The sequence below is a fragment of the Pseudomonas sp. AC532 genome (assembly GCF_979258965.1).
Genome location: NZ_OZ409888.1, coordinates 3,395,761 through 3,409,644, shown reverse-complemented (window position 1 = coordinate 3,409,644; position 13,884 = coordinate 3,395,761). Strand labels below are relative to the sequence as shown.

The following is a 13,884-nucleotide window of genomic DNA, read 5'->3' as shown; positions in this document are numbered from 1 at the left end:
ACCCTGCCGAGCGTCACACCTGCCGGTAGATCACCGAGCCTTCTTCCTTGAAGCGCTCGGCCTGCTCCTTGAAGCCGGCTTCGACCGCCTTGCTCTCATCGGACAGGCCGTTTTCCTTGGCGTATTCGCGCACCTCCTGGGTGATTTTCATCGAGCAGAACTTCGGCCCGCACATGGAGCAGAAATGCGCGACCTTGGCCGAGTCCTTCGGCAGCGTCTCGTCGTGGTACGAACGCGCGGTATCGGGATCCAGGCCGAGGTTGAACTGGTCTTCCCAGCGAAACTCGAAGCGCGCCTTGGAGAGCGCGTTGTCGCGAATCTGCGCGCCCGGGTGCCCCTTGGCCAGGTCTGCCGCATGGGCGGCGATCTTGTAGGTGATGATGCCGGTCTTCACGTCATCCTTGTTGGGCAGGCCCAGGTGCTCCTTGGGCGTGACGTAGCAGAGCATGGCGCAACCGAACCAGCCGATCATCGCCGCGCCGATGCCCGAGGTGATGTGGTCGTAACCCGGGGCGATGTCGGTGGTCAGCGGGCCGAGGGTGTAGAACGGCGCCTCGTCGCAGCATTCGAGCTGCTTGTCCATGTTCTCCTTGATCAGTTGCATGGGCACGTGGCCAGGGCCTTCGATCATGCACTGCACGTCATGCTTCCAGGCGATCTTGGTCAGCTCGCCGAGGGTTTCCAGCTCGCCGAACTGCGCGGCATCGTTGGCGTCGGCAATCGAGCCGGGGCGCAGGCCATCACCCAGCGAGAAGCTGACGTCATAGGCCTTCATGATTTCGCAGATGTCGTCGAAATGGGTGTAGAGGAAGTTCTCCTTGTGGTGCGCCAGGCACCACTTGGCCATGATCGAGCCGCCGCGGCTGACGATGCCGGTCACGCGCTTGGCGGTCAGCGGCACATAGCGCAGCAATACGCCGGCGTGGATGGTGAAGTAGTCCACGCCCTGCTCGGCCTGCTCGATCAGGGTGTCGCGAAACAGCTCCCAGGTCAGGTCTTCGGCCACGCCATTGACCTTCTCCAACGCCTGGTAGATCGGCACGGTACCGATCGGCACCGGCGAGTTGCGAATGATCCACTCGCGGGTTTCGTGGATATGCTTGCCGGTGGACAGGTCCATCACCGTATCCGAACCCCAGCGGATGCCCCAGGTCAGCTTGGCGACCTCCTCCTCGATGCTCGACCCCAGCGCCGAGTTGCCGATATTGCCGTTGATTTTCACCAGGAAGTTGCGGCCGATGATCATCGGCTCCAGCTCGGTGTGGTTGATGTTGGCAGGAATGATCGCGCGACCACGGGCCACTTCGTCGCGCACGAACTCGGCGGTGATTTCCTTGGGGATGCTGGCGCCGAAGCTGTTGCCGCCGTGCTGTTCCTTGAGCAGGCCCGCCGCGCGGTGCTCGGCGAGCTTCATGTTCTCGCGGATGGCGATGTATTCCATCTCCGGGGTGATGATGCCCTGGCGCGCGTAGTGCATCTGGCTGACGTTCTTGCCGGGTTTGGCGCGACGCGGGTTGCGCACGTGGGCGAAGCGCATCTTGGTCAACTCTTCATCGGCCAGGCGGCGCTGGCCGAATTCGGAGGACAGGCCGCCTAAGCGCTCGGTGTCGCCGCGGTCTTCGATCCACGCCGAGCGCACATCGGGCAGGCCCTTGCGCACATCGATGGTCACGCTCGGGTCGGTGTAGGGGCCGGAGGTGTCGTAGACGGTGACCGGCGCGTTGATCTCACCACCGAAGTCGGTGGGCGTCACATCCAGGCTGATCTCGCGCATCGGCACGCGGATATCCGGGCGCGAGCCCTGCACGTAGATTTTTTGCGAACGGGGAAAGGGCTGGATCGACTGCTGGTCGACCTGGGCGGACTCACTGAGATTCTGCTGTTGTTGTTTGCTGCTCATCGGCTGGCTCCTCGGCTTGATGTCGGAGCGAACCTGATGGACGTGATGAAGCAACGCCACGCCGTGGCAGTCTGAGCATGCTGGAGCCGTGAAGAGCGCCGGCATGATCGAACAGCCAGGGCGCGGGCGCACCACGAATGCGGTGCGGGGGTATCCACCGGGCAGATCGCTAAAAAACCAGCTGCCTTGTCATCGCGGCGTTGATAACGGTCTCAAAATGCTCATGTACAACGCGTACATTGCGCTTTTTCGCCCGTTTCTGCCTTGCGCTGACTGCCTCGCCTACGTTTTCAAACGATCTGTAGAGGCGGATACCTCTTGTTCCCTACGCAGGCCTTAACCTGATCAGGTTCAACGGGATCCGGAACTCTCCGATCTCAGCCTCTGCTTCGAGGCACCCCGACAAGAACTCGATCAGCATACGCACAGCGGCCAGCGGCAGCAATGAGCACAGGACCCGCAGGTCGGATAGTGACGCTGGCTTCGCCGGCGCAGCGTGCCTTGACCACCCCGGTGGCCCGGCATAGTCTCGCCTGCTACTGCCCCTCTAGGACCATCGACATGCTGCGCAGACTCTCCCTGGCCGTTGCCGTGACTGCCGCCTCAACCGCCACGGCCTGGGCAGACCCCGCGCCGCTGTCGGTGCGCACCGACCTGATGTCGGTGTACCAGGAGGCCGCCGCCAACAATGCCGACCTGGCCGCCGCCCGGGCCGATTTTCAGGCGCGCCGCGAGGGCGTGCCCCAGGCCCGCGCCGGCCTGCTGCCGAACCTGAGCGCCGGCGCTCAGGTGCAGGACACGCGCACCGTGCTGGAACGGCCGGCTGCCACCCTGTCACGCAGCGGCACCGTGTACCAGGCCAACCTCAGCCAGCCGCTGTTCCGGGCCGACCGCTGGTTCCAGCTACAGGCCGCCGAGGCGGTCAGCGAGCAGGCGGCGCTGGAGCTGTCGGCAACCGAGCAGAACCTGATCCTGCAAAGTGCCGAAGCCTACTTCTCGGTGCTGCGCGCCCAGGACAACCTAGCCTCGACCAAGGCAGAGGAAGCGGCCTTCAATCGCCAGCTGGATCAAGCCAACGAGCGTTTCGACGTCGGCCTGTCGGACAAGACAGACGTGCTCCAGGCCCAGGCCGGTTTCGACACGGCGCGGGCGAATCGCATCATTGCCCAGCGCCAGGTCGATGACGCCTTCGAGGCGCTGATCACCCTGACCAACCGCGAATACCGCAGCGTCGAAGGCATTCAGCACAGCCTGCCGATTCTCACCCCGATGCCCAACGACGCCACCGCCTGGGTCAACACCGCCGCGGCGCAGAACCTCAACCTGCAGGCCAGCAACTTTGCGGTCAATGCCGCCGAGGAAACCCTGCGCCAGCGCAAGGCCGGCCATGCACCGACCCTCGACGCGGTGGCCAGCTACCAACGCGGCGACAACGACAACCTGGGCTTCACCAACTCGGGCCGGCCCAACGAGCCGATCTACGGCAGCGACGTGTCGCAACGCAGCATTGGCCTGGAGCTGAATATCCCGCTGTACAGCGGCGGCCTGACCAGTTCTCAGGCCCGCGAAGCGTATCAGCGCCTCAGCCAGTCCGAGCAGCGCCGCGAAGGACTGCGCCGCGAGGTCGTGCAGAACACCCGCAACCTGTATCGCGCGGTGAATACCGATGTGGAAACCGTGCAGGCGCGCCGGCAGTCGATCATCTCTAACCAGAGCGCGCTGGAAGCCACGGAAATCGGCTACCAGGTCGGCACCCGCAACATCGTCGACGTACTCGATGCCCAGCGTCAGTTGTACAGCGCGGTGCGCAACTACAACGACGCCCGCTACGACTACATCCTCAACAACCTGCGCCTGAAACAGGCAGCCGGCACGCTCAGCCCGGCCGACCTCGAAGCCCTGGGCGCCTACCTGAAGCCGGACTACAACCCTGATCGCGACTTCCTGCCCACGGACCTGGCCAAGGCCGGCGAAGCGCGGCTGCAAGGCGAAGAGTAATCCGCGACCGGCGCCGCACAGGGTGGACGGGTGAGGCGTCTTTCACCCTGACACAGGCCGCAACCCGTAGCCTGGGTCGAGCGCAGCGACACCCAGGGAATTGGTGCTGGCACCTGCGCCCTAACCGATCAGCCGCCCCAGCCCATCCAATAGACGCTGCAAGGCGCCCTGATTAGCCTTCAAGACCGCCAACCCAGCCTCACGCATCGCCACAGCCCGCGCCGGCTCACCCAGCAGCGCCGCTACCTGCGCACCGAGCGCCTCGGCGTCAGCCACTTCGCAGAGCGCACCGCGTTCAAGCAACTGGGCCGTAATCTCCAGAAAATTGAAACGGTGCGGCCCCATGATGACTGGAAGCCCAAGCGCCGCCGGCTCCAGAGGGTTGTGCCCGCCGGCCTCGACCAGGCTGCCCCCGACGAAGGCGATATCGGCCAGCGCGTACAGAAACATCAACTCGCCCATGCTGTCGCCAAGCAGTACCTGTACTTCGCCACCAACGGCCGCGCCGGAGGAGCGCCGCACGACGCTCAGGCCCGCGTCACGCAACTGCGCGGCAGCGCTGTCGAAGCGCTCCAGATGCCGTGGTACCAGAATCAACAGGGCATCCGGGTGCGTGGCGAGCAGTTGCTGATGCGCCTGGATCACCAGCGCGTCTTCCCCCTCACGGGTACTGGCGGCGATCCACACGGGCCGCCGCTGCGCCTGCCACTGTTCGCGCAAGGCGCTGGCACGAGCCAGCACGTCGGCATCCACCTGCTGGTCGAACTTGATCGAGCCGGTCACCTCAACGGCAGTGGGCCGGGCACCAAGCGCGATGAACCGCTCGGCCTCCACCTGCGTCTGCACCGCGAGCAGGTTCAATTCGGCGAGCATCGGCGCGGTGAGCCTGGCAAAGCGCCCGTAGCCCCTGGCCGAGCGCGCGGACAACCGACCATTGGCCAGCGCCACCGGAATGCCCCGGCGGGCACATTGGTGGATGTAGTTGGGCCACAGCTCGGTCTCCATGATGACCGCCAGCCGGGGCTGCGCCTGTTTGAGAAAGCGCGCCGCGGCCCAGGGCAGGTCATAGGGCAGGTAGCAGTGCTGCACGCGACCGGCAAACTGCGCCCCGGGAAACAGTGCGCGAATGCGCTCGGAGCCGGTCGGAGTCATGCAGGTCAGGGTGATCGGCAGATCCGGGTAGCGCGCCAGCAGCTCGCGAACCAGCGGCGCCGCGGCGATGCTTTCGCCGACCGACACGGCGTGCACCCAGATGCCGCCCGGGCGCAGCGCTGGCAGGCCAACCGCGAAACGCTCGCCGATGCGCCGGGAGTATGCCGGCGCGCGCCAGGCACGCCAGAGCAGACGCAGGATGACGAGCGGCAGGCAGAGATGAAACAGCAGGGTATAGAGATGTCGGTTCATGGCGGCGAAGCTTAGGGCGGCGACCATTGCAGCACAAGAAGACGACGCACCATCAGGGCCCCAGCACGCGCAAACGCTCCGCCAGGTCATTGGCCAGCCATTGGGCGGCCGGGCCCAGCGCCTCATCACGCCGGAACACCAGCTCCACCGGCAGCGGCGGAGCGATCCAGTCACTGTCGAGCTCCACCAGGCGGCCCAGATACGCCGAGTACTGCGCCACATGCCGTGGCAGGCAGGCCCAGCCCAGGTCGCGCATCAACAGCTCGGCCATTACGTAGAAGCTGTCCGTGCGCCAGGCCGTCGGGCTGATCCGCTCGTTACCGGGGTAGTGGCTGTCCTGCAGGGTGATCAACAGTTGCCGGTGTTGGGCCAGCTTGCGCCGGTCGACGGAGCGGGCCTGCGCCAGTGGATGGCCAGCCCCACAGACCATCACCATGTCCACCATGCCCAGGCGCCGGCGCTCCAGTTCCGCCGGCATGCCCTCGTGATGAAACAGCAGGCCGAGGTCGGCGCGGCGTTCCAGCAGTTGCCGCGCCACCATGCCCTGCCCGCCGCTGGTCATCTGCAATTCGACCTGCGCAAAGGCCTGGGCCAGCGCTTCCAGGCTGGCGAGTACCGGCGGCATCGGCAGCGCCTCGTCCGACGCCAGGCGCAAACACACCTCCTCGCCTCGCGACAGCCCGAGCGCGCGGCCTTCCAGGCGCTCGGACTGGCGCAGCAACTCGCGTGCCTCTTCGAGCAGCGCCTGGCCGGCCTCGGTCAGGCGCGGCTGCCGGCCACTGCTGCGCTCGAACAATCGCACCGCAAGGTCGTCTTCCAGGGCGGCAATCGCGTGGCTGACCGCCGACTGCACGCGGCCAAGGCGCCGCGCCACTGCCGAGAAGGAGTTACCTTCTGCGACGGCGACGAATACCTCCAGTTGCTCAAGACTCCAGCGCATTACCTATCTCCACGGCAGATAGGTAATGAGTTTACCTAACTCATATGGCGCGTAAAATCGGCCGCCTATACCAGAGGAGTGCTGCCGATGAATGGTTATCTCTATCTCGCCCTGGCGATTGCCGCCGAAGTGGTCGCCACCACCTCCATGAAGGCGGTTGACGGCTTCAACAAACCCCTGCCCCTGCTGCTGGTGATCGTTGGTTACAGCATCGCCTTCTGGATGCTGATTCTGGTGGTACGTACCATCCCCGTGGGCATCGCCTACGCCATCTGGGCCGGGCTGGGCATCGTGCTGGTCAGCATCGCGGCGATGTTCGTCTACGGTCAGAAGCCTGACCTGCCCGCGGTGCTGGGCATGGGCCTGATCGTCAGTGGTGTGGTGGTGATCCAGCTGTTCTCCCGCGTCACCGGGCATTGAGCGCGACGGGTTATACTGCCCACCTGTTTTTCTGACGAGGCGCCCGCATGTCCCAAGCTCTGAGCACAGACGTCCTGATCGTCGGCGGCGGTGTCGCCGGCCTGTGGCTGAATGCGCGCCTGCGGGCCAAGGGCTACGCCACGCTGCTGATAGAGCGTGAAAGCCTGGGCGGCGGGCAGAGCGTCAAGTCCCAAGGGATCATCCATGGCGGCGCCAAATACGCCCTGCATGGTGCGCTGAGCGGCGCCTCCGAAGCCATCGCCGACATGCCGCGACGCTGGCGTGAAGCGCTCGATGGCAGCGGTGAACTGGACCTGTCTGGCGTGCGCCTGCTCTCGGACGCTCACTACCTCTGGTCGCCCGGCACCCTGGCCGGCAACCTCACCAGTTTCTTCGCCAGCAAGGCTGTGCGCGGCCGGGTCGATCAGGTCAAGGGCGAGCAATTGCCACCTGCGCTGCAACATCCGAAATTCAAGGGCAAGGTCTATCGCCTGGCGGAACTGGTGGTCGACGTGCCGAGCCTGATAGCCCGCCTGGCCGAACTGGCCGGTGACAGCCTGCTTGCCGCCGACGACATCCGGCCCCTGCACGAAAACGGGCAACTGGCTGGCCTGCGCGTCGATGGCCGAGAGATACGCGCCCAGCGCATCGTGCTCAGTGCGGGCCGTGGCAATGCTGACCTGCTGAGCAGCCTGAACATCGCCCAACCCAGCCAGCAACTGCGCCCGCTGCACATGGTGATGGTCAAGGGGCCGAGCCTGAAGCCGCTCTACGCCCACTGCCTGGGCGGCGGGCCCAAGCCGCGGATCACCGTCACCAGCCATCCGAGCGCTGATGGTGAGTGGGTCTGGTACCTGGGCGGTGACCTGGCCGAAGCGGATGGCGTAGCGCGTGACGAAGCGGCGCAGATCGACGCGGCGCGCAAGGAGCTCGGCCAGCTTTTGCCCTGGGTTGACCTCTCCAGCGCGCAGTTCGCCACCCTGCGGGTGGAGCGCGCCGAGCCGGCGCAAAGCGGCCTGGTTCGTCCGGACAACGCCTTTCTCAGCGATCAGGGCCCGCTGCTGGTTGGTTGGCCAACCAAATTGGCCCTGGCGCCGGACTTTGCCGATCGCGTGCTGAACAACCTCGAACGCGACGGCATCCGCCCTACCGATCACGCCACGGCGTCCGACCTGCCGCGCCCCGTCATTGGCCGCACCGCCTGGGAGACCGCCTTCTGATGCGCGACCTGCACAGCCTGCACCGCCCACTGGGCTCCACTGGCCTGCGTGTTTCGCCGCTGGGCCTGGGCACCGTCAAGCTCGGCCGCGACCAGGGCGTCAAATACCCCAACGGCTTTGCCATTCCCGATGATCAGCAGGCGCGACAGTTACTGGACCTGGCCCGCGAGCTGGGCATCAACTTGCTCGATACCGCTCCGGCCTATGGCATCAGCGAACAGCGCCTCGGGCCCCTGTTACGCGGCCGACGTCAGGACTGGGTGATCGTCAGCAAGGTTGGCGAGGAGTTCGACGGCGGGCTGTCGCACTTCGACTTTTCCAGCGCGCACACCCGTCGCTCGGTGCAACGCAGCCTGCAACGCCTGGAAACGGACTACATCGACCTCGTTCTCGTGCATTCCAATGGTGATGACGTGTCGATCCTGCGCGACGAAGGCGTCTATGACACCCTCGCTGAACTCAAGCAGGCCGGGCTGATTCGCGGGTTTGGCTTCTCCGGCAAGACCGTCGAAGGCGCCCTGCTGGCTCTGGAGCGCGGCGACTGCGCCATGGTGACCTACAACCTCGGCGAGCAGCATGAGCGGCCGGTATTGGACTATGCTGCCCGTCACGCCAAGGGCATCCTGATCAAGAAGGCTCTGGCCAGCGGCCACGTCTGCCTGGAGAGCGGCGTCGATCCGGTCCGGGCGAGTTTCGAACTGATCTTCGGCCACGCCGGGGTTGGCAGCGCCATCGTCGGCACGATCAACCCGCTGCACTTGGCACACAATGTTGCCGTGGCCGCTGAAGTGATTGCGGCCACCAACAGCGGTCACATAGCATCAGGAGAATGACGGATCGGCGTGCGCTGCACGCCGCCAATGCCGCTTATGCGGCCGACCCCGACGCAAGAAGGAGCCGACATGCCGCGCATCATTTCCCGTACAGACCCAGCCGTATTCAAGACCCTGCCACTGTTCGTCGAAGCCTCGCCCGACGGCATCGTCTACCAGAGCCTGGGCCGTCCGCTGAACTTCAGCGAGATGCTCCAACGCCGCAAACCCGTCGAGCTGACCGACAGCCAGCATTTCGCCGTCGAACTGGCCAACCTCGGCGTCTCCGTGCGCCTGACCCTGAACTGGCAGGGCAATGATTACTGGCTGCTGGTGCGCCAGCGCCGCCTCGACCGGGGCGACGTCGTGCTCAAGCTGATTTCCGGCTATGTACCGGCCCACGAACTCAACCTGCCGTTGCTGACCGCTCTCCAGGAGGTGGCCGAAGAATGCCTGCTGGAAACCAGTGAAGGCTGGCTGCACGGCCGCTTCGGCGACACCTGGCTGCCGGCGCCCTACGAGGGCGCGTTGAAGTACCGTGATGGCGTGCACTACCGGCTCAGTCCCCGCTCGGGAGCAGCACGCCCGGTGCAATGCGGCAACCTCACTCTACTGGAGCGCCCGCGCGCCTATGTGCACGTGCCGACCGCCTCGCTGCAGCTGGTTTATGACCTGCGCCTTGAGCTGCCCAGGGAAGCCAGGCAGCCGAGCTTGCTGCACGTGGACGAACACCTGGAGAACGGCAAGCTGGTCGCCCGCCTGGATCATGCTCGCCCGGACCTCTATCTGATCCCCCTGGAACAGGGCCGCCCTACTGCCCAACTGCTGACCTTGCGCCAGGGCCAACTGGTACCAGCCAGCACCCGCGGCCTGTGGCTGGCGGAAAGCTTTGCCCCACAGGATGGCTGGCTGGTGCGCGATGAGCGCATTCGCTGGCGCGATTGGCTGGCGCAGCAGAGCCTTGCACCAAAGGCCCACAAGGCAGGCCCCGGCACCGGCCGCGTGGGTACGGTGCTGGCGCCCAATGTGCGCCTGGACGCCGCGGCGGTCTGAGGGCGGCCGCGAGCCACCCCAATCATCAGGATTGCAGCCTGGAAAACCGCCGATTGGCTGATGCTCGCCTATTGTGTGTCGAGATGCGCCATGGCGGTTTTCCAAACCCATGCAAACCCCGCGCGTGTCGAGCGGACTATCCGCCCGCGGGCTCGGGTGCCTGTTGAGGCTGTTAACCCGCGCAGCGCACCGAGGCCTCGGCGCACGGCATGCTGGGCTATCGGCTTAACGGCTGCGGATCTTCTCGACGATGGCAGTGGTGGAGCTGTTCTCCACCAGCCCCAACACCCGTACCTCACCGCCGTAGGCCATCACGATGTCGGCGCCGACCACCTGGTGAATGCCGTAATCCCCACCCTTGACCAGCACGTCAGGCTGCACCTGCTTGAGCAGGCGCTCGGGCGTGTCCTCGCTGAAACTCACCACCCAATCCACGGCGCCCAGCCCTGCCAGTACCGCCATGCGGCGGTCCACGGCATTGATCGGACGCCCCGGACCTTTCAGCCGACTGACCGAGGCGTCGTCGTTGATGGCCACCACCAGCCGATCGCCCTGGGCGCGAGCCTGCTCCAGGTAGGTCACGTGGCCGGCGTGCAGAATGTCGAAGCACCCATTGGTGAACACGATCTTTTCGCCATGGGCGCGCGCATCCTCGGTGGCCTGCAGCAACTGCTCCAGGCTCAACACGCCGCGCTCCGAACCCTCTTCGCGCTGCACTGCGCGACGCAGTTCGGGGGTGCTGATTGCCGCGGTGCCCAGCTTGCCGACGACGATGCCCGCAGCGAGGTTGGCCAGGGCAACGGCCTGTGGCAGCTCCTCGCCGGCGGCGATGGAGGCCGCCAGTGTCGAAATGACCGTATCCCCGGCGCCGGTCACGTCGAACACCTCACGGGCACGGGCTGGCAGGTGCAAAGGGGCATGATCCGGGCGCAGCAGCGTCATGCCATGCTCACCGCGGGTAACCAGCAACGCGCCCAGATCGAGCTCGCGCATCAGGCGAGCACCCCGGCTGACCAGCTCGGTTTCGTCCTCGCAACGCCCCACGATCAGCTCGAACTCACTGAGGTTGGGCGTGATCAGACTGGCACCGCGGTAGATGGAGAAGTCCTTGCCTTTGGGGTCGGCCAGCACCGGAATGCCCCGCGCCCGCGCAGCCTTGATCAGCACCTGATGGTTCTGCAGGGCGCCCTTACCGTAGTCGGACAGCACCAGCACCTTGACCTGATCGAGCAACGCTTCGACCTGGCGCGCCAGCGCATCGGCGTCGGTATGGAACGGTTCTTCGAAGTCCATGCGCAGCAGTTGCTGATGGCGGCTCATCACTCGCAGCTTGACGATGGTCGGCTGGCTGTCGATACGCTGGAAGTAGGTTTTCACGCCAACGGCTTCCAGACTCTGGCGCAGGCTTTCTGCCGCCTCGTCCTGACCGGTGACGCCCACCAGCACGGCAGGCGCACCCAACGCCGCGATATTCAGCGCAACGTTGGCCGCACCACCCGGGCGATCCTCGATCTGTTCGACCTTGACCACCGGCACCGGAGCCTCAGGCGAAATACGCGAGGTAGCGCCGTGCCAATAACGATCAAGCATGACATCGCCCACGACGAGAACGGGGGCCTGATCGAAACGGGGCATGGATAACTTCATGCGGAAACTCCGGAATGCAAAATCGTCGCGGAGAATAGCACACTGACCATTGCCACTCCGCTGTGGGCCCTTGGTGAAACGCCCATTGACTCAGAGGGCCTACCCCAATAATAGCCCGTGCCGGCGTAACGCCTTGCAGAAGAACGCATCCTCGCCCGCCTGAAGTCAGCGGTGCGCCGCCAGGCACCCCTGAGTGGACGCAACCGCTTCCACAGGGCAGTGGTGTTTGAACGCCTGATTCTCGTCGACCAGCACTTAATCGCCGTGTGGGGAGTTCCATTGTGCTGACGCACATCGATCACCAGTTCAACTTGCCGGCTCCACAAGGCAGATCGGAATCATGGCTGGCAACTCGCCGCTCCTGCATATCCACCAGGAAAAAATCTGGACATCAGCCAACCTGCAAAGGAGCTGGAGTTAAAAGCGCAACTGATCTCTGCCTGATGGCGGTGCAACTGAAAGACCCAAAACTGGGTGGGCACGCCGGAGAGGCTTCAATAGCGCTGATGCCTACTCAGGAAAATGGATTACCGACAAAAAGCCGACAAGACTGGCACAGCATCCACTGCCAGTTGCGCAGTGATGCTTTAAGATAACGCCCTTTTTGTCGACACTCCGGGATCACCTCGTGCAGGTAACGAACTCACAAAAGAGCCCCATCCGCTCGCGGCTACATGATTTCGTCGTTGGCCGCTGGCTCGTATTGGGTTACTTGGTTTTGCTGACCGGCTTGTTTTGGGCCACTGGCGGCAGCCAATACACCAAGTTCTACTACGCCCTGTTTGCCGTGCCTGCGTTGCTAGCCATGGCGATGGCGCCTTGGCAGATGAGGCCTGTCTTACGTGAGCCGGTCTTGCTGACATTTCTGGCCTTCAGCGCCTGGTTGCTGCTCAGCCTGGCCTGGACTCAAGCCGACGATGGCGTCGGCAGCCTCGCCAAGCGCCCTCTCTACGTATTCATGCTGTTCGCGGGATGCGCACTGATAGCACTCAAAAGCGAAACCCTGCTGCTGAACACCTTGCGCGTCGGCGCGGGTATTGGCGCACTGGCAGCGCTCGTCAATGTCATCTGGTTCGTGTCGTACGCAACGCCAGGCGAGCGACTCGTCGGCAGTGGGGCCCTGCGCAATCCATTGCTGACCTCCCACCTGCTGGGTTTTCTGTGCACTTACTGGGTGGCAGCATGGCTATCGCGTAATGAGCGCCACGACTGGCTACCAATCCTCATGGCACTGCCTATTGTCGCCGCATTGCTCGCCACCGGCTCGAGAACGCCGTTGATGGGGCTGGCGCTTACCAGCGTCTGGATGTTGCTAATGAGCGGAAAACGCGCCTTGCTTCTGGTCGGCGGCCTAGTCACCGGCGCTGTCGCCGTCTACCTGGCTTACCCTGAGATACTGCTACAACGGGGGATGTCTTACCGCCCGGAGCTGTGGAGCGACGCCGTGCGTCAGGCCGGCCAGCACCTTTGGTTCGGGGCCGGTTACGAGAGCAAATTCGAATTCAACATTCCCGGCGTAGGCTATGCGCTGCATGACCCCCACAACGTCGAGCTTGCCGTACTTCTTGAGCTGGGACTGGTCGGTCTTGGCTTGTGGGCAGCCATGTACGCCCTGGCGCTCTCGCGCTGCCTACGCCTTCGGGCCGAACCACGCTTTCAGATCGCATCGGCGTTATTGGTCTATGGGCTTTGCGCCGGGCTGACCGAAGGCGGCAATTATCTTTCTCGCCCCAATGAGAGCTGGTTCCTGATATGGGTACCGCTGGCGCTGCTTTGCGCGCTTTCCATCCGCCACAGGCAGACGCCAACATGAAGCGCATCGAACCCGCCAAACTGGACGAACTGCTCAAGAGTGCCAAGACCATCGAAGAAGATGGCCTTGGCATCAAGGTCGCGCAACTCGAAGATGGCGATTTCCTGAAACTCTATCGGCGCAAACGACTGTTGTCGTCAGATCTGTGGGATTTGCCTGCGCAGCGTTTTGCGGACAATGCGAGAGGCTTGTTGCAACTGGGCATTACCGCGCCGCAGGTAGTCGAAGTCTTGCTGATCAGCGAACGCCGCCTTAGCGCGGTGCGCTATCAGCCATTACCTGGCGACACCCTGCGCAGCCACCTGCGCCAGGCAAACACCGAGACACGCGCCCGGGACGTGATGCGCTTTGGGGCATTTCTGGGCGAGCTGCACGAGTGCGGCGTGTACTTTCGTTCACTTCACCTCGGCAATGTATTGCGCATGCCCGATGGCGGATTCGGCCTGATCGATCTGTCGGACATGAAGCTTGAGCGCCGTGCGTTAGCGCCCTGGAAACGGCGCCGTAACTTGCAGCACATATTGCGCTATGCCGAAGATATTGGCTGGCTTACCGCACAGCATCTGCAGGATTGGATGGCTGGTTACGCCGAGAGCGTAAGCCCTCACAGCGCCGAACGCTTCAACCGCGACCTGAAAAAGTGGCTTGCGGCGACGCAGTGAGCAGAGCACCCCACC

Annotated in this window: 11 protein-coding genes and 1 riboswitch; of the genes, 7 read left to right on the top strand and 4 right to left on the bottom strand. The window is 64.3% G+C overall.

Annotated elements, in window-relative coordinates; genetic code table 11:
- Positions 1-13: 13 nt before the first annotated feature.
- Positions 14-1,900 carry a phosphomethylpyrimidine synthase ThiC gene (gene thiC / locus ACZ0AV_RS15980; RefSeq protein WP_499151935.1) on the bottom strand — a complete coding sequence of 629 codons (1,887 nt, stop codon included), beginning with the start codon at positions 1,898-1,900 and terminating at the stop codon, positions 14-16.
- A 305-nt stretch (positions 1,901-2,205) separates the two neighbouring features.
- Positions 2,206-2,312, bottom strand: a riboswitch (TPP riboswitch).
- Between the two features lie 149 nt (positions 2,313-2,461).
- Between thiC and ACZ0AV_RS15975 the strand changes: the two genes are divergently transcribed.
- Complete coding sequence (locus ACZ0AV_RS15975) at positions 2,462-3,898, top strand: TolC family outer membrane protein (protein ID WP_499151934.1); 1,437 nt, start codon at positions 2,462-2,464, stop codon at positions 3,896-3,898.
- 120 nt (positions 3,899-4,018) lie between these two features.
- Here ACZ0AV_RS15975 and waaA read toward each other — a convergent pair whose 3' ends face one another.
- On the bottom strand, positions 4,019-5,302 hold the full coding sequence (gene waaA, locus ACZ0AV_RS15970; RefSeq protein WP_499151933.1) for a lipid IV(A) 3-deoxy-D-manno-octulosonic acid transferase: 1,284 nt from the start codon (positions 5,300-5,302) through the stop codon (positions 4,019-4,021).
- Between the two features lie 52 nt (positions 5,303-5,354).
- Entirely contained in the window at positions 5,355-6,242 is an 888-nt protein-coding gene (locus ACZ0AV_RS15965; protein ID WP_499151932.1) for a LysR family transcriptional regulator, read from the bottom strand.
- 87 nt (positions 6,243-6,329) lie between these two features.
- Between ACZ0AV_RS15965 and ACZ0AV_RS15960 the strand changes: the two genes are divergently transcribed.
- The 4 genes from ACZ0AV_RS15960 to ACZ0AV_RS15945 all read left to right on the top strand — a co-directional run bounded on the left by ACZ0AV_RS15960 (position 6,330) and on the right by ACZ0AV_RS15945 (position 9,747).
- Positions 6,330-6,662: a DMT family transporter gene (locus tag ACZ0AV_RS15960; RefSeq protein ID WP_131178148.1), complete on the top strand. Its 333-nt coding sequence runs from the start codon at positions 6,330-6,332 to the stop codon at positions 6,660-6,662.
- A 47-nt stretch (positions 6,663-6,709) separates the two neighbouring features.
- On the top strand, positions 6,710-7,882 hold the full coding sequence (locus ACZ0AV_RS15955) for an NAD(P)/FAD-dependent oxidoreductase (RefSeq protein ID WP_499151931.1): 1,173 nt from the start codon (positions 6,710-6,712) through the stop codon (positions 7,880-7,882).
- The gene (locus tag ACZ0AV_RS15950; protein ID WP_499151930.1) at positions 7,882-8,715 is read left to right on the top strand and encodes an aldo/keto reductase; all 834 of its coding nucleotides are present in this window, start codon (positions 7,882-7,884) and stop codon (positions 8,713-8,715) included. Before ACZ0AV_RS15955 ends, ACZ0AV_RS15950 begins: the two co-directional genes overlap by 1 nt.
- A 69-nt stretch (positions 8,716-8,784) precedes the next feature.
- A complete protein-coding gene (locus tag ACZ0AV_RS15945; protein ID WP_499151929.1) occupies positions 8,785-9,747 on the top strand; it encodes a metal ABC transporter ATPase in 963 nt (320 codons plus the stop codon).
- 225 nt (positions 9,748-9,972) lie between these two features.
- Here the strand turns inward: ACZ0AV_RS15945 and hldE are convergent, their stop codons facing one another.
- On the bottom strand, positions 9,973-11,394 hold the full coding sequence (hldE, locus tag ACZ0AV_RS15940; RefSeq protein ID WP_499151928.1) for a bifunctional D-glycero-beta-D-manno-heptose-7-phosphate kinase/D-glycero-beta-D-manno-heptose 1-phosphate adenylyltransferase HldE: 1,422 nt from the start codon (positions 11,392-11,394) through the stop codon (positions 9,973-9,975).
- A 628-nt stretch (positions 11,395-12,022) separates the two neighbouring features.
- Between hldE and ACZ0AV_RS15935 the strand changes: the two genes are divergently transcribed.
- Together ACZ0AV_RS15935 and ACZ0AV_RS15930 are read left to right on the top strand one after the other, a co-directional pair.
- Complete coding sequence (locus tag ACZ0AV_RS15935) at positions 12,023-13,207, top strand: O-antigen ligase family protein (protein WP_499151927.1); 1,185 nt, start codon at positions 12,023-12,025, stop codon at positions 13,205-13,207.
- Positions 13,204-13,869 carry a lipopolysaccharide kinase InaA family protein gene (locus ACZ0AV_RS15930; RefSeq protein WP_499151926.1) on the top strand — a complete coding sequence of 222 codons (666 nt, stop codon included), beginning with the start codon at positions 13,204-13,206 and terminating at the stop codon, positions 13,867-13,869. The genes ACZ0AV_RS15935 and ACZ0AV_RS15930 overlap by 4 nt, the downstream gene beginning before the upstream one ends.
- Positions 13,870-13,884 lie beyond the last annotated feature (15 nt).